At 61.0% G+C, this 19,384-nt stretch carries 13 protein-coding genes; 4 read left to right on the top strand and 9 right to left on the bottom strand.

Annotated features, from left to right (window positions below; all coding sequences use genetic code 11):
- Nucleotides 1–8 precede the first annotated feature (8 nt).
- From RQH14_RS05045 to RQH14_RS05035, 3 genes are read left to right on the top strand one after another with little or no spacing between them, the layout of a single operon-like run.
- Entirely contained in the window at nucleotides 9–968 is a 960-nt protein-coding gene (locus tag RQH14_RS05045; protein ID WP_311212250.1) for a sugar ABC transporter permease, read from the top strand.
- On the top strand, nucleotides 968–1,900 hold the full coding sequence (locus RQH14_RS05040) for a carbohydrate ABC transporter permease (RefSeq protein WP_311212249.1): 933 nt from the start codon (nucleotides 968–970) through the stop codon (nucleotides 1,898–1,900). The genes RQH14_RS05045 and RQH14_RS05040 overlap by 1 nt, the downstream gene beginning before the upstream one ends.
- Complete coding sequence (locus tag RQH14_RS05035) at nucleotides 1,897–3,312, top strand: lyase family protein (protein ID WP_311212248.1); 1,416 nt, start codon at nucleotides 1,897–1,899, stop codon at nucleotides 3,310–3,312. The genes RQH14_RS05040 and RQH14_RS05035 overlap by 4 nt, the downstream gene beginning before the upstream one ends.
- Here RQH14_RS05035 and RQH14_RS05030 read toward each other — a convergent pair.
- From RQH14_RS05030 to RQH14_RS05000, 7 genes are all read right to left on the bottom strand, one after another.
- Nucleotides 3,309–4,346, bottom strand: coding sequence for a substrate-binding domain-containing protein (locus tag RQH14_RS05030; protein WP_311212247.1), 1,038 nt, complete (start codon nucleotides 4,344–4,346; stop codon nucleotides 3,309–3,311). The genes RQH14_RS05035 and RQH14_RS05030 overlap by 4 nt on opposite strands.
- A gap of 79 nt (nucleotides 4,347–4,425) precedes the next feature.
- Complete coding sequence (locus tag RQH14_RS05025; protein WP_311212246.1) at nucleotides 4,426–5,181, bottom strand: cupin domain-containing protein; 756 nt, start codon at nucleotides 5,179–5,181, stop codon at nucleotides 4,426–4,428.
- Nucleotides 5,178–6,119, bottom strand: coding sequence for a PmoA family protein (locus tag RQH14_RS05020; protein WP_311212245.1), 942 nt, complete (start codon nucleotides 6,117–6,119; stop codon nucleotides 5,178–5,180). The genes RQH14_RS05025 and RQH14_RS05020 overlap by 4 nt, the downstream gene beginning before the upstream one ends.
- Nucleotides 6,116–7,231, bottom strand: coding sequence for a Gfo/Idh/MocA family oxidoreductase (locus RQH14_RS05015; protein ID WP_311212244.1), 1,116 nt, complete (start codon nucleotides 7,229–7,231; stop codon nucleotides 6,116–6,118). Before RQH14_RS05015 ends, RQH14_RS05020 begins: the two co-directional genes overlap by 4 nt.
- A gap of 2 nt (nucleotides 7,232–7,233) precedes the next feature.
- On the bottom strand, nucleotides 7,234–8,532 hold the full coding sequence (locus RQH14_RS05010) for an ABC transporter substrate-binding protein (protein WP_311212243.1): 1,299 nt from the start codon (nucleotides 8,530–8,532) through the stop codon (nucleotides 7,234–7,236).
- A gap of 41 nt (nucleotides 8,533–8,573) precedes the next feature.
- Nucleotides 8,574–9,494, bottom strand: coding sequence for a carbohydrate ABC transporter permease (locus tag RQH14_RS05005; protein WP_311212242.1), 921 nt, complete (start codon nucleotides 9,492–9,494; stop codon nucleotides 8,574–8,576).
- Nucleotides 9,484–10,407 carry a sugar ABC transporter permease gene (locus RQH14_RS05000; protein WP_311212241.1) on the bottom strand — a complete coding sequence of 308 codons (924 nt, stop codon included), beginning with the start codon at nucleotides 10,405–10,407 and terminating at the stop codon, nucleotides 9,484–9,486. The genes RQH14_RS05005 and RQH14_RS05000 overlap by 11 nt, the downstream gene beginning before the upstream one ends.
- A 724-nt stretch (nucleotides 10,408–11,131) precedes the next feature.
- Here RQH14_RS05000 and RQH14_RS04995 point away from each other — a divergent pair.
- Nucleotides 11,132–15,226, top strand: coding sequence for a PxKF domain-containing protein (locus RQH14_RS04995; protein WP_311212240.1), 4,095 nt, complete (start codon nucleotides 11,132–11,134; stop codon nucleotides 15,224–15,226).
- A gap of 857 nt (nucleotides 15,227–16,083) precedes the next feature.
- Here RQH14_RS04995 and RQH14_RS04990 read toward each other — a convergent pair.
- Both RQH14_RS04990 and pdxA read right to left on the bottom strand, forming a co-directional pair.
- Nucleotides 16,084–16,887 carry a DeoR/GlpR family DNA-binding transcription regulator gene (locus RQH14_RS04990; protein WP_311212239.1) on the bottom strand — a complete coding sequence of 268 codons (804 nt, stop codon included), beginning with the start codon at nucleotides 16,885–16,887 and terminating at the stop codon, nucleotides 16,084–16,086.
- A 94-nt stretch (nucleotides 16,888–16,981) separates the two neighbouring features.
- Nucleotides 16,982–19,363 (bottom strand): 4-hydroxythreonine-4-phosphate dehydrogenase PdxA, encoded by a 2,382-nt coding sequence (gene pdxA, locus RQH14_RS04985; RefSeq protein ID WP_311212238.1) that lies wholly within the window; start codon nucleotides 19,361–19,363, stop codon nucleotides 16,982–16,984.
- Nucleotides 19,364–19,384 lie beyond the last annotated feature (21 nt).

The raw sequence follows: 19,384 nt of genomic DNA, 5'->3' as shown, positions 1-19,384 counted from the left end.
GGATCATCATGAGCACCACAACCACACTCCGGCGCAAGGGAAGCGTCAGCCGCCGCCAAGCCCGCGCCGGCATCGCCCTTGTCTCACCCAGCGTCATCATCGTCCTCGTCCTGGTCGTCCTGCCGATCCTCTGGACCGTCATGCTCGCCTTCCAAGACGTGCGCCTCATCCAAATCCGCAGAGCCAACCTCTTCGGCAACTACACGCTCGACAACTTCATCAACGTTCTAACCTCCGAAGCACTCTGGTCCTCCCTGGGCACCACCCTCACGTACTCGGTGCTCGGCACCGGCGGGGCAATCGTCGTTGGCCTCATGGCAGCACTTTCCCTCCGCAACGCCTTCCGCGGACGCACCCTGGTCAGGGCAGCCATGCTGCTTCCCTACGTCTCGCCCGTCGTCGCTGCAGCCTTCGTGTGGAAGACCATGCTCAACCCGCAGTTCGGCGTCGTCAACGCATGGGGAACCGGTGCACTGGGCTGGGACCAACCAGTCTCCTTTCTTACCACCCGCACGAGCGAGGTTGAGATCCTCGGATTGACCGTCCCTGTGCCCACCGCCCTGTTAACGGTCATCGCCTTTGAAATCTGGCGGACCTTCCCGTTCGTGTTCCTCTTCGTAACGGCCCGGCTCCAGGCAGTGCCGAAGTCCATCGAGGAAGCGGCACGCATGGACGGGGCCGTACCTACCCAGATGTTCCGGCACATCCTGCTGCCGCAACTGCTCCCCACCATCGCCGTGCTCAGCGTGCTCCGCTTCATCTGGACGTTCAACAACTTCGACGACGTCTACCTCCTCACCGGCGGCGGCGCCGGCACCGAAGTGGTCAGCGTGGGCGTTTTCAACTACCTGATCGGACGCGGAGACATCGGATCCGCCTCAGCCCAGGCACTGGTACTAGCAGCCATCCTGACCGTGATGGTCCTGATCTACATGAAGTTCGCCGTCAAGGACGAGGAAGTGGCCTGATGACCGTCATGAATGAAACCCCCGTACGGGGCCACGCCTCAACGCCCCGACCGCCGCGGAAACGACGCCTTTCGCGGGACGTCGCTGAAACGAAGATCTTCCGGATCCTCCGCTGGCTCGTGATTATCGGGCTGCTGGTGGTGACGGTGTTCCCGTTCTACTACATGATCACCCTGTCGGTGCGGGACATCGGCTCCCTCATGTCCGACCCCGCCAGGATCTGGCCCAACCTCGCCGAAATCAACTTCGACGCCTATACCAGCGTCCTCGCCTCAGTCGCCGACGGCGGCCAAGGCTTCACCGGTTTCATCATCACCAGCGGACTCGTCGCCCTGGGAACCGTCGCACTCACCCTGCTGATCGCCATTCCCGGCGCCTACGCAGTGAGCCGTCTGCAATTCTTCGGGCGCCGGCAAATCAGCGCACTGTTCCTTGCCGTGTACCTGTTCCCCAGCATCCTTCTCGCCGTCCCTCTGTTTGTCTTCTTCACCAGGCTGGGGCTGCGCGGCGCCGTCGGTGTGCTGCTGGTCGTCTATGTCTCCCAAACCATTGCCGTCTCCATCTTCATGCTCCGCAACTATTTCCAGACCATCCCCGAAAGCCTCGAGGAAGCCGCGGCCCTCGACGGTCTTGGCAGGATAGGCACGATGCTCCGTATCAGCCTGCCCCTGGCCGGTCCGGCCATCATGTCAAACGCGCTGTTCGTCTTCATGATCGCCTGGAACGAATTCCTCTTCGCACTGCTCTTCCTCGTCGAAGACCGCGACAAATGGACAGTATCGCTCGGCCTGGCACAGCTCTCAGGGAGCCTCGAAGTTCCGACTACCGTGCTCATGGCCGGCTCCGTGATCCTCACACTGCCGATCATCATCCTCTTCTTCGGCAGCGAACGTCTCCTCAGTGAAGGCCTGACGGCAGGATCTGACAAATGACCGACGCGCTCCCGCTCAAGCCAGCACCGGGCATGCCGGCTGCCAACTCCGCCACGGCCCAGGTGCGGGACCTGTTTACGAAACAGAGCAAACGCCAGCGGTGGCTGGACGTGGAAGCGGCTCTGGCCGTTGCGGAAGCCCGGCTCGGCATCGTCCCGGAGGAGGCAGCCCGGACCATTGTGCAGAACGCCCGACTGGAGCTCCTGGACGAAGCCGAACTCGATGCCCAAGAAAGGGTGACGGGACATGTCATGGTCCCGCTTATCAGGGAGCTGTCCCGTGTTACCGGGCCTGAAGCCGGAGGGTGGGTTCACTGGGGCGCCACAACCCAGAATATTCAGCAGACCGGTGACACCGTAGGGATCATCAAGGTCTTGGATGCTGTGGAAGCACAGACTGTCCGCGTCATCCGGACACTGGCGGACTTGGCCCGGACCCACGCGGATACTCTCATGGCTGGCCGGACACACTGGCAGCAGGCCGTTCCCATCACCTTCGGCTACAAGGCAGCCTGCTGGTTGGACCCCATGCTCCGGCACCTGACCCGTCTCCATGAGCTGCGTCCCCGCCTGGGCGTTTCCATGACCGGCGGCGCGGCAGGGACGTTCGCCACCTTCGGTGAACAAGGGCCAAAGGTTCAAGAGTTCGTGGCCCAGGAAATGGGACTGGTTCCCATGCCCCTTCCAGGCCGCGGAATCGTGGACCACTTCGCAGAGTTCGTGTCCGTACTGGCCATGATGGCCGCATCATCAAGCCAGATCGCCGGGGAAGTCTCACGCCTGATGGCCATCGAGTTCGGAGAGCTCAGCGAAGAAATCCCGCCAGGCGACATCGGAAGCTCCACCATGCCACAGAAACGAAACCCCAAACTGAGCGGTGGCGTCGTCACCAACGCGGCCATCGTACAAGCGGCCGCTCCCATGGCGCTGGAAGCCATGATCCAGTCCCACGAAGTAGACGGCGCCCGATCTGCCCTGATGGACCACGCCGTCATGACAGCCGCTGTGCACGGCACAGAAACACTCAGCCTCCTGGGAGAACTCTTGGAAGGGCTGCATGTGTTTCCGGAGAAAATGAAGGACAACCTGGCCCTGACGCACGGTCTCATCTCGGCCGAAGCCATGATGATGAGTCTGGCCGGGTTCGTCGGACGACAGGCAGCACACGACATCGTCCACCATGCGGCCACGGAAGCTGTGACCGCAGGCACGGACTTCCTAGAGGTGCTGCGGAAGGACACACGGATCACTGAAGTGCTCGCCGAAGACGAACTGGGCCGGCTTCTGGACCCAGCCCGCCACGCCGGACTCAGCGCACAACTGGCCCACGAGACCGTCGCCCGGGCTGAGCAGTTGCTGTTGGACGATGGCACCGCCTTCATTAGCCGCGCGACTCAGACCATCAGCGGCTAGACCACTGTGGAGACCGGCCCGGTCGATTCCCGAATGACCAGCTCCATGGGATCCAAGGTCAGCGTTTCCGAAGGGGAGTTGTCGCCTCGGATGCGGGAAATCAATTCGCGCATGCTGCGGGCGCCTAGGGCTTCCAAGTCCATGCTGACCGTTGATAGAGACGGGATGAGGTATGAGGCTTCTGCCATATCGTCCCACCCAAAAACGCTGACGTCGTCAGGAACGGAGATGCCTTTTTCATGCAAGGCGCGGATGACGCCTATGGCCATCTGATCGTTCCCCACCAACACGGCTGTGACATCACTCAACTGGGCGATCTTCTTGCCGGCAGCGTATCCGGAGGCTGGTGACCAGTCCCCGGCTGTGATACCGAGGGACGTCAAACCTAGCTCGGCTACGGCTTCTTCGTATGCCGCTTTGCGGTTCCGGGCGGACGGCCACGCCGCGGGTCCTGCGACGTGGTAGAAGTTTCGGTGCCCGAGGGATGCGAGGTACTGAACGATCTTAGCGGCGGCGGTGCCATCGGCAAGGCTGCCACGGCCACGCATTTTGCTGTCATATTCGCCAGCAACCACCAGGGGAACAGTCGAAGTTCCTTGGAGGGAGGCTGCTGACTTTGGTCGGGGTACGAACGAAAGGATGCCAGCTATATCCTCTCCTGAAAGGAGGGTGCGGAGCTGGATGGCTCGGGCTTCGGCAGTGCCCTCCATGGCAACAACGTCAACACGGTATCCGGCTGCGTGCGCGGCTCCGCCGGCTCCGTTGAGCAGTCGCTGTGGGAAGTACAGGGAGGCTTCAGGGACCACCACTACAACGCGGTACAGTTCTCGGGAGCGCAAGGATCTTGCCGCCAGGTTGGGCGTGTAATTTAGCGTTGAAAGGGCATTCTCGACACGCTCGAGAGTGTTGGGTTTGAGGGCGGTCCGGTCTTTGAGATAGCGCGACACGGTCTGATGTGACACACCGGCCAGTTCCGCGACGTCGTAGATCGTGGGAGCCTTCGACTTCGGCTTAACCACTGCTTCCTGCACCATTTTGTCGCGTCCTTTCGACATTTGTTCCCGGCCGGCTGGAGGAATCGCTCAAGCCTATCCCTCCTGCCGCCCGTTCTGTTTAGCGCTGCCTTGTGGCTCCCGGCAAATATGTGGTGTCCCATTTTTGCAGCATGCCGCACATTCCAAAGATTCCTTCGGCGCCCATCGGATCCGCTCTGGACACAGTTGCTTCTCGAAAGTGACCAAAGTTTCCGTTGGCCAGGTCCCGCAGCCACGTTCCAGTGCGCGCACTTTCGGGAGCTATTGTTTCAGTCCAGAGTGCCTGCCAGGTCGGCACGCGCCCTTGGACCAGCCGGACGGCGTCCTGTTGGAAACGTTCAACCGCCTGCTGGTCGCCGGCGAGGGCAGCTGCTTTCAGCCGCTCATAGCCGGCCAATGCAGCATCTCTCCTGGCGCGGGCGGCGTCGGGGAGTGAGGCTGACGGGTCGGATGAGAGCGCGGCGGCGCGCGCATACTGATTTGGGTCGCCTACGACGTCTTCTTCGAAGGTGAGGACAGCGTCTCCGGCCTCCGGCAATCCGCCGTTCTGCATAATCGCAAGGATTTCCAAGTTGTCGTGGTTCACCAGGCGGTGGATGGTTCCCGGGCTGAACCACAAAACGTCGTTAGGAGCGAGATCGTACGTTTCATAGCCTGTAGATCTGATGGTTTCCACGTGCCCGGTCCCGGCCAGAACAAAGTAGGCTTCGGTCGACGCCGTGTGCATGTGGGGTGAACCTCCGCACACACCGTTGGAGTCCTCCCAGTCATACACCCGCAGCCGAGTGATGCCCACACCTCCCGGAAACGGCGCCGTTTGCTGCAGTGGTGTCATGACCCTGCCCTCGCTGTCTGGATCTGCAGGGAGTCTGTTGCCAGGGAAGCAAGGTGGTCTAACCGCTGTTCATCGGAATCGCCGTCGGCAACCACCACTGCGTAACGGTTCACCATAGTGCTTTCGGCCGTGAAAGTGACTTCGTCGCTGAAGAAGGGGGCAGGCCCGAAACATGCGAAGGGCTCTGAGCGGGCGAACCATTCGGGCGGGTGCTGGGCGTTGCTGGAATCGTCGGCGATCAGCACGGTGGAGTGCCGGCAGGTGTCGTCGTGTTGTCCCACAAAGGCGAGCCAAGGCCCTCTGGCGCCACGGAGCTCTTCACCTGTCGCTCCGCCTGGACCGGCGATCCTGCCGCCGGCGAATTCGCGTGGTCCGCGCCAGAACAAGCCCCCGTACCCCGCATTTTCCCGCCCTTCTGTGGTGGGCGAACCTATTTCGATGTCGTGACCGGAGACATTTGTCATGGCCGTCTCAAAGACCAGCGTCCAGCACTCTCCGTAAGGCCCTTGGTTGATGCTGATCGAACGCACTTCATCCACTACATGGTCGCCGTCTTGGGTCCACCACGTAAGTTGATGCGAGAAATGGAATCCATGTTCATCGGTTCCGGCGCCCAAGATGAGTTCGTGACGCATGCCGCCGTTGTTCGGTAGCCATTTGTAGTCTTCACCGCGACGGTAGCTGGGGCCTCCCCAAAAGTTATCATCGCCGAAGTGCGGCAGGGACCAGGCAAGTCCCTTGTGCCACACGTGGTCCCATGGCCGGTACACGCTGACGGTTTCACCGGCAGTGGTTCTTAGTGGATGGAAGAAGGGTCGGGGTGATTCACGCTGTTCATCGGTTGCGTCGTAGGTGTAGGCGGCGATCTCGAGCTCGCCCAGGGAGACAGACACCGACTTCCCGTTGTCGTGCCATGTGATGGGGTTTTTGGTGCTCATGCGCTGAGTGCTTTCTCTTGCTTCCAAGGCTCCATGTGTCCGTCCATGCGGGTGAAGAACGGGTGGTCCTCGTTGATCTGCCCTCGGGCGATCGTGGTTCCGAGGACACTGGAGGCGTAGATCGCAGCGGCCAGTTCCAGTGTGAGGTAGGCGTCCGCTATGGATACAGGAGGTTGCCCGCCGTCGCGGATTGCCTGGATCACGGTCCGGTATTGGGCTGAATGGCCGCTGGCGAAGTCCTCGCCGTGGTTCCACGCCTCGACGGTTTCCTGACGGCCGGGAGCCGGGGTCACTGTCCATTGTTTGTCGCTGTAGCCGTAGAGGTGTTCCAGTTCGATGGTGGCGTTCTCGTAATCCAGCCTCAGATAGGACGTTTCCCGGGGTGAGATCACCGAGTTGATGATGGTGGCGATCGCCCCCGATTCGAATCGGACCACCGCTGCCGAGGCGTCTTCGGTCTCGGTCTTGCGGGCGAGCTTTCCGGCGAATGCGGTCACTTCGGTCCATGGGCCCCACAAATGAACCAGGAGGTCGAATTGGTGGATCCCGTGGCCCATGGTGGGGCCGCCGCCCTCGACGTCCCATAGCCCGCGCCACGGTACGTCAAAGTACTCTTGGTCGCGGAACCACAGGGTGTTGCAGGTTCCCACGAGAGGGTTGCCCAGTGCACCGGTTTCCTGGAGGCGGAGGAGTCGACGGGCACCTGACCCGAAGCGGTGCTGGAAAACGCAGCTTAGTGTTCCGTCCGAGACTGCCTCAGCGGCCTGGAGCTTTCGCATCTGCCTCAGTGACAACGCGGGTGGTTTCTCTATGATGGCGTGCAAGCCATGCGCGAGAGCCTCCAAGGCGAGTGGAAAGTGGCTTGACGGTGGTGTGCAGATGGCGACGAGGTCCACGTTGCCCCCGGCGAGGGCTTCCTCGAGGCTTGCTGCGGTCCGTTCAAAACCCCATTTTGCGGCGAACGCGCCTGCGCGGGCTTCGTCGAGATCGATGGCTATGGTCAGTTCGACGCCTGGCTGCTGGGCGAGTGCTTCTGCGTGGGCGTTGGCGATTCCGCCTGTGCCAATGATGGCTGCCCGCACTACTGCCGGGTCTGTGTTTGCATGAGTCATGGTCAGCTCCGGAGCGAGGAGGAGAGTTCGTCGATGAACGGCTGGGCAGCCTTTCCGGGGGTGGTGCGCTCGAAAAGAATGTCCGAGGTGTAGCGCGACAGGATGTCCTGGATCATGCTTCCTCCAGCAGGAGTGATGGGGGGAGCGGGACGCACTTCGTCCGCGATGGCATCGGTAAACGCGATAGCTGCCTGATCTGTGGGAGTCAGCTTCGATACGATGGCTTCTCGGATCTTGGTGTTGGCCGGGATACCGCGTTCGGTGAGGAGAATGTCCCCGGCAGCCTGGCTGTTGGCCAAGTAATTGAGGAATTTTTCCGCAGCCTTTTGGTGCTTGGTTCTGGACGATACGGACCAGAACATGGAGGCCTTGTAGTAAGCGCCGCGTTCCTTGGCTTGGGACTCGCCGGGCAGGCGCAGGAGCTTGAATTGCTGACCACTGGCCGACTGGTAGGCGGTCAGCTGGGTCTGGAAAATGCCGGCGAACCCCATAATGTTTCGGGCGATGGCTGTCTGGTTGATTGATGCCGTGGCGTTCTCGATGATTTGGGAAGGCTTTCCTGCCGCCCCGGACTTGGACAGGTCCAGGATGTTCTGCCAGAACGAGGTCAAAGTATCGGTCTGGATGACCACCTTCCCGGAATCGTCGTAGAGGCGGTCACCGTTCTGTCGGGCCCAGATGTAAAGATCCTGGTCCTGGTAACCGACGCCCACGCCTGTGGCACCGGTTCCGCTTTCGCTGATTTTCTGTCCGAGCTCCCGGTAGTCCTCCCAGCTCCATGTGGTGTCGTCCGGCATCGCAACGCCGGCCTTTTCCAGGACCGCTGGGTTGGCTGCAATGCAGAAATTTCCTACACCGGCGACAAGGCCGACCCGTTTGCCTTCAACTTCGCCGCTCTTCAGGGTGTCTTCTTTGATTCCGGAGGTATCGAGAGACAGTTTTTTCAGGTCAAGTAGTGCTCCACGGTCGCCGTATTCGCGGACGTATTTTTCGTCCATCTGAATGATGTCGGGGGCGTCATTGGCAGCTACCTGAGTTGCGAGCTTGTCCCAGTAGCCGCTCCAGTCGGAGTATTCGCCAACGACGGTGATGTTGGGGTTTTCAGCATGGAAGGCGTCGATGACTTGTTGGGTCTGCTTTTGGCGGGCGTCACCGCCCCACCAGGTGAAGCGCAGCGAGACTGGCCCCGTTTCCTCGGCTGCCGGATTTCCACCGGCGCCGCAACCGGTCATTGCCAGTGCGGAGAAGGCTGCGGCGGCGGAAAATTGAAGCACTGTCCGCCGTGATGGCTGGTTGTTCATGAGTGAACCTTTCCTTGGGTGTCGTCGTCGACAGTGAGTGCCTATTTGATGCCAGTGGTGGCAATGCCCTTGACCAGGAATTTTTGGCCGAGGAGGAAGGCAATGAAGACCGGGAGGAGCGAAACGATGGACATAGCGAACATGGAGCCCCAGGACGTTGAAGCAGTCGCGTCGATAAAGGACCGCAGGGCCACGGGGACGGTGAACATGCCCGGGTCCGTGAGGTAGATCAGCTGGCTGAAGAAGTCGTTCCAGGTCCAGATGAACGTGAAGATGGTGGTGGTGGCCAAGGCCGGAACCATCAGGGGAAGAATGACTTGGAGGAAGATCCGGGGGTGTCCGGCGCCGTCGATGCGGGCAGCCTCATCAAGGTCTTTCGGAATGCCACGAATGAACTGGACCATCAGGAACACGAAGAACGCGTCCGTGGCAAGAAGTTTCGGCACGATGAGCGGCCAGAAGGTGTTTACCCAGCCGATCTGGGAGAACAGGATGTATTGCGGCACGATCACTACGTGGAACGGGAGCATGATGGTCAGGAGCATGGCACCGAAGAGCCATTTCTTGCCTTTGAAGTTCAACCTGGCGAACGCGTAGGCGGCCATGGAGCAGGAAACCAGGTTTCCAACGATGCAGCCGAGAACCACGATCGCCGAGTTGAGGAGGTACGTGGAGAACGGATTCGCCAGCGCGTTCCATCCATCGCTGAAGTTGTTCGTTTCGAACGTGGTGAGCCATAGGCCGGGTTCGCGGAAGATGAGGTCGTTCGGCCGCAGTGAGGACGCCAGCATCCACAGCAGCGGATAAATCATGAGTAGGGCCGAGACGATGAGTGCCGCATGCTTCAGCAGGGGACGAATGCGCCCTCGTGCTGGGCTCTTTGTCCGGGTGCGGGTAGCTTTGAGCGGACTCGGCTGAGTTGACGGTTGCGCTGCGCGCGGGGGCTGGATTTCAGTCGTCATAGAACACCCAGAACTTTGATGCGTAGAAGTTGATGGCGGTAAAGGCGCCGATGATGAGGAGAAGCACCCAGGCCATAGCTGAGGCGTAGCCCATATCGAACTGACCAAATCCCTTTTGATAGAGGTACAGCGTGAAGAACATGGTCGAATCCGAAGGACCGCCGGTTCCGCCGGAGACGATGAATGCCTGGGTGAATGACTGGAAAGCACCCACGATCTGCAGGACGAGGTTGAAGAAGATGATCGGGCTGAGCAGCGGAAGCGTAATCCGGAAGAACTGGTGGACCTTCGACGCTCCATCCACCTGCGCCGCCTCGTAGTACATGTGGGGAATCTGCCGAAGGCCGGCCAAGAAGATGATCATCGGGCTGCCAAAAGTCCAAATGTGCAGCAGAATAATGGTGCTCAGCGCGGTATTGGGATCCGAGATCCATCCGGGCCCTTCGATACCGACAAACGCCAGGAACTGGTTGATTAGGCCGGTGGTGCCGAAGATCTGCTTCCACAGAATTGCGACGGCAACCGAGCCGCCCAGAAGGGAGGGCAAATAAAAGACGGAGCGGTAAAAGGGAAGCCCGCGGATGCCTCGATCCAGGACCATCGCAATGAGAAGGGCCACGGCAAGCTGCAGCGGCACACCAACCAGCACGTAGACGAACGTAACCCGCAACGAATTCAGGAGCCGGGTGTCTTCGAGCATCCGGGCAAAGTTGTCGAGACCGACGAATGTGGGTTCCTGCAGCAGGTTGTAGTCCGTAAAGGACAAGTACAACGAAATCAGCATTGGTCCCAATGTAATAACCACCAAGCCGACCAACCAGGGGGCTAGGAAGACCAGGGCAGCCTTGGTGTCACGGTTCTCAGCCTTTGAGGCTTGACCTTTGAGCTTGCTGAGTTCAGAGAGGGCGCTCATGACGGCGCCTGCGCCCGGAGGGTACGTGATCGAACACATTTCGCGCCTGATCGAGATGACAGATTCATTGCTTCCTAACTCGGACGCCGGTCCACTGCTTCGGGCACCGGATGCCATTTGATGCGGGTTGGAGCTGAGATGTCCCGGGGTCGACGCTTCGTCGATGAAGGTGGCATGGTGAGAGGCCAAACCGGGAAAGTGATCGGTAACACCATTATGGTGATCGATCACTTTCTATGTCAAGGGTGATCGATCACTTTTATGTCAAGGACGATCAATGACTTCTTCCGTAACATCGCCCGGTTGCGCAGGAGTGGCCTGAGAGGGGCGCGCGCCCTGAGCCGGAGGTTTTGAAGGTGCCCATTGGGTGGGATGAATTATCGATCACAAAAAGAGGCGCGAAAGTCTTGACGTGTTGTATAAATCACATTTAGTGTTCATGGAAACCGGTTGCCTAATAGGCCCACCCCGGTGCTTGGCTGGCCACTGAAGCCTTGTGAAGAAGCATCAGACATCACTGATCGTCAGCGGGTGCGGCCTACTCTGTCGCCGCCTCGCTTAGCGCGTATGAATCCTCGCACGACCGTCCACGGTATCGCTGCGCATCATGAAGATCTCGGTTGGCCATGCCAACCGGCCACGCAAGCACCTAGCACGTTTATCCCAACCACGTGGAGGAACAATGAAGTCCCTGTCGAATATTTTAAGACGGTGCGGAGCTGCTGTGGCAGCGACCGCGTTGCTGGCCGGAGGCATGGTGGCCTTCGCACCACCGAGTTCAGCGGTGGATGTCCCGGTAGCCCCCGGAGTGGAGTTCAGCGGTTTCACTGATAAATCGGCGCTGCAAAACAAGGGCCGGGCAATTGTTGCCGGGAAGCAGCTCTCCGTGACGGACGGCTCTGCACCGGCCGGAAGCGGTGCCACATACTTTGTAGACTCTGCCGGCGGTGATGACTCCGCTGCCGGCACTTCGACTGGCACGGCATGGAAAACTTTCGGCAACGTCAACGCAAAAGAGTTCGGCCCCGGCGACCGCATCCTGCTCAAAGCCGGTAGTTCCTGGTCGGCAGAAGGCACTCAAGTGGCCATGGAAGCTTACGATTACACTCAATGGATCGGCGGTGCCGCCACGGATGTCTCCGGCCCCGGCCCCACCTTCCTGCTGGCACCCAAGGGTTCCGGAACTTCAACAAGCCCCATCGTTCTTTCCAGTTACGGAGATGGAGCTGCCCCTGAGCTCAACGGACGCGGCGTCGTCAACGACGTGCTGCAACTGACGAACCAGCAGCACTGGTACATCTCGAACCTGGAAATAAGCAACATGACTGACGGGTTCGACCCTTCCAGGTTCCAGCCTCAAGCGAACAACGGACAGGTACCTGGAGAGGAGAACCCTCAAACGGGCGACCTGCGCGGCATCCATGTCTCCGGTGAAAACGCAGGCACCCTGCGTGGCTACGACATCTCCAACGTGTTCGTCCGCGACGTCAGTGGGGTCACGTGGTCGGTCAGCGGTTCAGGTCTTGATCGCTCGAAGCGCTCCGGAGGAATCCTGTTCGAGGGCCTCAAAGGGTATGGCCAGACACCGACGCAATTCGAGGGCATCTCCGTGCGAGGCAACTTCATCGCGAATACGGCGTTCGCCAACCTCACCTTTAAGCAATTCGCGGGCATGGGCACCAACCGCTACCAGAACCTGCCACCGGGTTGGGGTGACCGTGCAGCAGGCCGGGCGGCGCCGGACGGCAGTCTCACTGAAGATCCGGACTGGCGTCCGCACACAGACATTGATATCTCCGGCAATTACATGACGAACCGGGACACTCAATATGGGTGGAACTCCATGTACCTGACAAGCGTGAAGGGTGCCACGGTCGAGGAGAACATGATCGATGGTGCCGGCGTATCCGGCATCGAAATGTACTACTCCGATAACATCCTCGTGCAGAACAATGAGGTCGCAGAACTCGAAGTGAGGCAGGGTGCGGCCGACTCCAACGGCATCGATCCTGACCGCGGCACTTCCAACATCCTCATCCAGGGCAACTACGTCCATGACTCGGGCGAGGGGATCCTGCTGTGCGGTTTCAGCTTCAGCACCGCAGTGGTCCGCTACAACATCATCCAAGACATCGACCGGAACTACATCAACCCCCACGGTGACAGCGGCGTAAACGTCATCTACAACAACCTGATGTACAACACGCGGGTGCCGTTGAAGAACAACACCGTCGGATTCTTCGAATCATCCGGAAGCGCGAGTACCTACCTGGTTGAAAAGAACCCGCACTACGTTCTCAACAACGTATTCCTCAATACGAGGGAGGACGTCAGCGGCGGAGCATTCCGGGCAGGATTTCCTGGAGTTCACTTCGACAACAACGCCTATCACGGCCCGAAGCTCTCCGCCCCAATCGAAGACAACAGCGCCATCACCACAGATCCGAAGTTGGGCGGCAACCCGGCAGAATCCATAGGCAACGCCGCGCTCACTTCCGGTGATTCGCCGCTGATAAGTGCCGGCACACCGGTCAACCTGGCAACGATCGCGCCAGGGTTCCAGGCGACCGGCAACTCCAGTCAAAGCCAAAATTCCCTCAGCGTCGACTTCTTCTCGCAGAATGTGACAACGCCTCCAAACGTGGGGCCAACCTCTTATAAGGTCCCAGCGGGCTACGGCCTGGTATCCGGCATTGTCTCGGATGCCGATGGTGAGGCGGTAAGCGACGCGACGGTGTCTTACGGCTCCGGTACTGTGACCACTGATCTCCGCGGGCGGTACGCCATACAGACCGCCACGGGCGAGTACACCATGGTTCCTTCTGCCACCGGGTACGCGGACGGCGCCCCAGTGACGGTTACTCTCATTGACGGGGAAACGCTGACCGCGCCGCTGACGCTCGGCGCGACAACTGCGACGGAAGGTGCTCTGACAGGCACCGTCTCAGCCGCCCGGGTAGGACTCTCCGGTGTTGCAGTCACCGTCTCCAAAGGTGATCAAGCTATCGCTACCGCGACTACCGACGCAGCAGGTGTCTACAAGTTCCCCGCACTTGCAATGGGGGACGGCTATACAGTGTCCGCCGTAAAGAAAGGCTACGAGCCCATCTCGCAGTCCGACGTGGTCATCAAAGCCGCACGAACGGCCGTCATGGACCTGGTCCTCACCTCCCTGCCCGGCGAGACCAGATACGTCATCAACGAGACCTTCGACGACGAGATCACCGGCGCGTTCACCCAGACCAGCGACGGTGTCCTGACCGCGGAAACGGCCCCAGCCGTAGGCTCCATCAACGTCCTGGAGGATTCCGCCCGGACAGGCAACAAATACCTCGAGATCGCCAAGACGAGCAGCAGCACGGGCTCACTCGCGGTCCACAACACGGCCGAGCAGAACCTGACCGGGACCGTGACCCTCGAGGCACGGGTCCAGCGCACCTCCACGAACGGCACCCCGAACCAACTCGCAATGTACTCCTACACGGAGTCCAGCTGGAATGCCACGAACCCGCCGGCTTCGGCGAACCCGTCGGCAACCTTCGGCTTCGCCAACGGGAAAGTCATCACCCACAACGTCACCGGCTCCGGCTCCGTAAAGAACGTTACGGATTACAAAGTGGGACAGTGGTACACCGTCCGCAACGTCGTCAACCTCGATACCGGAACGTTCGACTTCTACGTTGACGACATGACAACTCCGGTGCTTACAGACCAGCCGCTGCGCACCAAAGTGGACGATCTTGACTACCTCAGCTTCTTTATCAATGGATCGAACGTCGGCAACATGCTCGTCGATTATTTCCGGGTGAACACAGGCACACCGTATGAGTACAATGACGCGTCGCTCCGCTCGGTGGGCGCGACGACCGCAGACGGGGACGTCTCGTTGACTGCCTCGGCGGACGGCCTCACCTATTCCGGCACAGTTGACCCATACACGAAGGCGGTAGCGGTGACGGCGGCTCCCGGAAGCCAATTCGGCAAGGTCACCATCAACGGGACTGATGCCACCAACGGTGCTCCTGTCGAGGTCGCACTGACGGATGGCTCCCAAGACGATTCTGTTTTCGTCACCGACGTGCCCGTCGTCGTCACAGCCGAGGATGGCAACAAGCGTGCGTACAACGTCTCCATCTCCCGCACAAACCCGAATCAGTCCACCGAGTTGAGGAACGTAGCCGTTGATGGATATGAACTGTCCCCGGCCTTCGAGTCCGGGCGGCAGGGTGCAGACGTTCCCTACACCGTTACGCAGGAACTGGATTCATCAGTGCCGTCCGTCAACATCTCCTGGCAGGCGGGGTGGGCCGGTCAGCAAATCCAGGTCAACGGCAAAGAGATGGCCGAAGGCGCGACTGGGACGACTGTTGACCTCAAGGACGGGGAAAATGTCGTTGAGGTGACCTCAAGCTCCTACCCCGGTGACTTCGGCACCTATGTCATCAAGCTGACGCGGAAGAGCGCGGCGGTGCCGTGGGAGTTGAAGGGCTTCAGCTCTCCGGTGGATATGGGCGGAGTGTGGAACACCGTGAAGGGCGGAAGTACGGTGCCGTTCAAGTTCGAGATGTTCGACCGTGGCGTGGAACTCACTGATCCGGCGATGGTCAGGAGCTTTGCTGTGACGTCCGTCCGGTGCCCTGGAAGCGGGTCGCCGACTGCCGAGGTTGAATTCGTGACCACGGGCGGAACACAACTCAGCTATGTGGATGGGCAGTTCCTGCAGAAGTGGAAGACGCCCAAGGGTGCAGGCAGTTGCCTGACGGTCACCATGACCGCGGCTGATGGCTCAAGGCTGTCGGCTTACTTCATCACTAAGTAGGGACAGCGGGGCCCCGGGAAATGAAACCACGGGGACCTGCCCCTCCCAGCGAAATTAGAACCAGCGATGCCCTTGTCTTCGGAGCGCGAGTTCACGCCATCCAATCATTCATTTACCACCAGCCCGGACTGGCTCCTTCCTGCAGACCCCGGAACGCGCAGCATTGCGCGCGACCTCCTGCAGCGCGTCCAGGACCTGCCCATCATTTTCCCCACGGGCACGTTTGCTGGGCGCGGACGAATTCAGATAAGACCGCGCTGATCATGGAGTGAGCGACTGTCAGTTCCAGTCCGCTGAAGAAACGCGAAGCAGGCTGACATCAACGGCGTCTTTGATCTCCGCACCCTGAACGAGGTCGAAGGCAAGAAAACCTCAGCCGCAGGTCTTGGCCAGGAGTAGGCGTAAAGAAGAGCCGCAGGCTCACATGAAGAGGTGCCCGGGATCATATGCCCGGTCACCCTTTCGTCCACCACCGACACGCGACGCGACGTCCAATCGTGTCAGCGGTGACGTTGCAAGGAGATTACACAATCATTACGGCTCGGTCGTCTCGGACTTGCCGGACAGAAACACCGCAGAAGGCAAGGAACGTAGGAGCAGCCGACCGTGTCCGGGGTACTCCAGGAGAGGGGATCAACGCTTTTGTGCGATGTGCCAGTTGAAGCTGGGCGGATTCGTTGTCCGTTGAGCGACATGAACGAAGGCGGGCCTGGATCATGCTTCAGGGCACGATCCAGGCCCGCGACATAGCTAACGACGCCGATAGGGGTTCGTTCTCCAAGTTACGGTCAACTCGTCGGCGACGGCACCACGAAAGGCGTACGCGCGAGGGCGTTTACTTCAGCTTGGCGCGGCGATCAGTCTCCGGACTGCTCGCCGGGAGTCGCCTGCTTCGCGACGACGGCAATCTCAACTTTGATACCGGCTTCATGGAACTTCTGCACTTGTCCCGGGTCGGCGCCGTCATCCGTGACGAGGGTCCATGGGAGAGCGAGCCGGGCCCAGGCGTGGAAGGGTCGCAGGCCGAGCTTGGACGAGTCGGCGAGGACGTAGACGTCGTTGCCGCGGCGGGCCATAAGTTCCTTGAGGCGCGTCTGGGCATGGTCGGCTTCACAGATGCCGTCTTCGGCGGTGACGGCGTCCGCGCCAAGGAACACCCGGTCGAAGCTCATTCGTTCCAAGGCTGCTTCAGCAAGTGGGCCCACGAAGCTCTGGCTCAAGCTCCGGAGGCGGCCGCCGAGGCAGTCCACCTCAATGCCTTCGGAGTCGGCGAGTTCCTGCATGATGTTCATACCCGGGGTGGTCACGGACAGCTTCTCGAACTTTTGCAATTCATGGGCGAGCGCGCCAACGGTGGAGCCGGCGTCAAGAAGGATGCTTTCTCCGGGGACGATCAGTGCTGCGGCCCAACGGGCGATGGCGTGCTTCTGCTCGAACGCCTCGCCGGTTCGCTGCCGTAGCGATGCTTCGGGGTGGGCTCCCAATGCCATGGCGCCGCCGTAGGTGCGGGCGAGTCGGCCTTGCCCGTTCAGGAGCGCCAAGTCGCGGCGGATGGTGGAGGCGGTTACCTCGAACCGGGCGGAGAGTTCCTCCACCGAGGCAAGGCCGGTGGTGACGGCGAGGTGGTAGATTTCCTCGCGCCGCGCGTTTGCGCTGAGCATTCCCGGTCTCCTTCCCGTGGCCGTGGTTACCATGCTAGTTCCGCCCCCGGGCAAGTGCCTGCCGCACCGCCGCCCGCTTCCATCACAACAAGAGCTAAACGGCGACGGCGGGACGGGTGGCCATCTCGGCCGCCTGATGCAGTGCCTCCACCATGGACCGGGGGTCGGCGATGGCCTTGCCGGCGATGTCGAATGCGGTGCCGTGGTCTACGGACGTCCGGATCACCGGCAGGCCCACGGTGATATTCACTCCGGCTTCAATCCCCAGCACCTTCACCGGGCCGTGCCCCTGGTCGTGGTACATGGCCACCACGAGGTCGTAGTCGCCGCGGCCGGCGAGGAAGAACAGGGTGTCAGCGGGCAGTGGGCCCACCGCGTTGATCCCGGCCGCTTGGGCGGTCTTGACGCCCGGCTCGATTTTCTCCGCTTCCTCGCCCTGTCCGAACAGTCCGTTTTCGCCGGCGTGCGGGTTGATGGCGCAGACACCGATTTTGGGGTTGGGGATGCCTGCGCGGACGAGTGCCTCGTGGCCGCGGCGGATGGTGCGCTCCACCAGGTCGGGGTTGATCTTGCGGACGGCGTCCATCAGCCCGATGTGCGTGGTCACGTGGATCACGCGGATTTTTGGCGTGGAAAGCATCATGGATACTTCTTCCGTGCCGGTCAGGTGGGCCAGCAGTTCGGTGTGTCCGGGGTAGATGTGCCCTGCCGAGTGCAGCGCTTCCTTGTTCAGCGGCGCGGTGCAGATGGCCTGTACTTTTCCGGCCATTGCAAGCTCACTGGCTACACGGATGTACTCGTACGCGGCGTGTCCGGCCACGGGGGAGAGCTGCCCCCATGGGAGGTCTGCGGGCAGCAACGCCAGATCGATGACGTTCACGCGGCCCGGCGTAAATACGGCATCCTCCACGTCGGCGATGCTCTGGATGTCCGCAGCGATGCCCAGGACGTCAGCGGCTTGGCGCAATCGCAGAGCATCGCCGATGACCACCGGGCGGCACTCTGCGTTGCTCTGCGGATCCAGCACAGCGGCCACCACCACCTCCGGCCCTACCCCGGCGCCGTCGCCCATGGTCACAGCTACGTAGGGGAGTTCGTTCTGCTCGGTCTTGATACCTGCGGTGCTTGTCATTTCTGCTCCAGTTTGTTCGGAAGTCTTGCGGGGGGAAGTGGTGGTGGGAGCCTGCGTCGTTTGGCCGCGGCGCTCCCTGATTTCGTTGTAGAGCTGTAGGAGGGCATGGTCGTCGCCGAAGCTGCCTGGTTTCGTTCCCACCAGCGTTCCGTCGTCCGCGCGGCTGAGCACCGCTCCGTGCTGCACGGCCGCGATCGGCACCAGGTGGTGAAGGTCGACGGAGTCCAGGACTTCCCGGGCTGTCTCGCCGCCGGTGAGGATCAGGTCGGCCGTTTTTCCTCGCGATGCTTGGGCCGCGAAGGTGGACAGGTCCCGGACAATGCTGGCGGCCGAGGCCGGGTCCACCATCCCTGCAGCTACGGTGATGGCCACATTTGACCCTGTCGCGAGGGTGCGCCGGGCCTTCTCGAGCTGTGCTGGATTGGCGTCCACGGTGCCGGCCTGCTGCGGGTGCAGTCTCACCACAGCGAAGCCATGCGCTTCAAGCCGGGCCAGTTGCGCCTGCGCTGTTGGGGACGCGGAGCCGACGACGGCGAGCACCGGCCTGGCGCCTTCCTGCGGTTGGGTGGTGGCTTGGTCTGTTCGTGTTTTCGATTGCGCGTTCTGCGCATGTTGTGCGGCGGATCGTTGCGTAGCGAGTCTCTGCGCAAGGACGTCGGCTGTCCCGCCTGTACCAACCAGGACGATGCGGCGGTTGCCGGATTGGAAGCCCAGTTGCAGTAGCGCATCAACCACGTTCTGGAGGTCTTTTAGCGTTTCGCCGTCCGCCACGGTTATGGAGGGCTGACCGGATTCCAGCGCGGCGGACATTTTCTGGATCAGCAATCCCGAGCGGACCGCGGCCAGATCCAGAACTTGGACAGACGCGGGGTTTTCCGGGCGGAGCAAGGACGCAATATCAGCTGGTGGTGCAGTGAGTTCGGCCTGCCACAGGTTCGTCTCCGCCAGGGCTGTGCCGGCCACCAGCGGTTTTCCGTTCTGCACGGCGCGCTGTAACTGGGGGAGAGCTCCTGCGATAACGGCGTGGAACCCCAAGTCAGCCAGTGCGGCCACTTCGGCGCGGACGTTCCCCCGCCACAAAGAGTCGATCTTCTTGAAGGCAACCTGCGCCCCCGATGCTGCGGGACTGGAGAAAGCATCCCTGATGAGCGCTTCGGCGCTGGACTCGGGAAGTGCGCGGGAGTGCGTGTCGGTGACCACGACGTCGGTGGCGGGCACAACGCAGGAGGAATCGCCGTCGTATGTTCCTAGCAGGACCTGCGCGGAGAAGCCGTGCCGGACAAAGCAGTAGCCGACCTCGGCGGCGCCGGAGAAATCGTCGGCCTGCACATATACGGAAGCCACGTTGCTCCTCTCTCGTCATTT

The sequence above is a fragment of the Arthrobacter sp. WCS2018Hpa-7 genome (genome assembly GCF_031843805.1).
In the GTDB taxonomy this organism is placed as follows: Bacteria; Actinomycetota; Actinomycetes; order Actinomycetales; family Micrococcaceae; genus Arthrobacter.
The sequence above is the reverse complement of the archived record's forward strand: the minus strand, read 5'-3'. Positions and strand labels throughout refer to the sequence as shown.

Excerpts from the sequence above, each read along its gene's own strand:
- RQH14_RS05045 (WP_311212250.1), top strand. The coding sequence starts at position 9 with ATGAGCACCACAACCACACTCCGGCGCAAGGGAAGCGTCAGCCGCCGC.
- RQH14_RS05030 (WP_311212247.1), bottom strand. The coding sequence starts at position 4,346 with ATGGTGCAGGAAGCAGTGGTTAAGCCGAAGTCGAAGGCTCCCACGATC.
- RQH14_RS05035 (WP_311212248.1), top strand. The coding sequence starts at position 1,897 with ATGACCGACGCGCTCCCGCTCAAGCCAGCACCGGGCATGCCGGCTGCC.
- RQH14_RS05040 (WP_311212249.1), top strand. The coding sequence starts at position 968 with ATGACCGTCATGAATGAAACCCCCGTACGGGGCCACGCCTCAACGCCC.
- RQH14_RS05015 (WP_311212244.1), bottom strand. The coding sequence starts at position 7,231 with ATGACTCATGCAAACACAGACCCGGCAGTAGTGCGGGCAGCCATCATT.
- RQH14_RS05020 (WP_311212245.1), bottom strand. The coding sequence starts at position 6,119 with ATGAGCACCAAAAACCCCATCACATGGCACGACAACGGGAAGTCGGTG.
- RQH14_RS05025 (WP_311212246.1), bottom strand. The coding sequence starts at position 5,181 with ATGACACCACTGCAGCAAACGGCGCCGTTTCCGGGAGGTGTGGGCATC.
- RQH14_RS05010 (WP_311212243.1), bottom strand. The coding sequence starts at position 8,532 with ATGAACAACCAGCCATCACGGCGGACAGTGCTTCAATTTTCCGCCGCC.
- RQH14_RS05005 (WP_311212242.1), bottom strand. The coding sequence starts at position 9,494 with ATGACGACTGAAATCCAGCCCCCGCGCGCAGCGCAACCGTCAACTCAG.
- RQH14_RS05000 (WP_311212241.1), bottom strand. The coding sequence starts at position 10,407 with ATGAGCGCCCTCTCTGAACTCAGCAAGCTCAAAGGTCAAGCCTCAAAG.
- RQH14_RS04990 (WP_311212239.1), bottom strand. The coding sequence starts at position 16,887 with ATGCTCAGCGCAAACGCGCGGCGCGAGGAAATCTACCACCTCGCCGTC.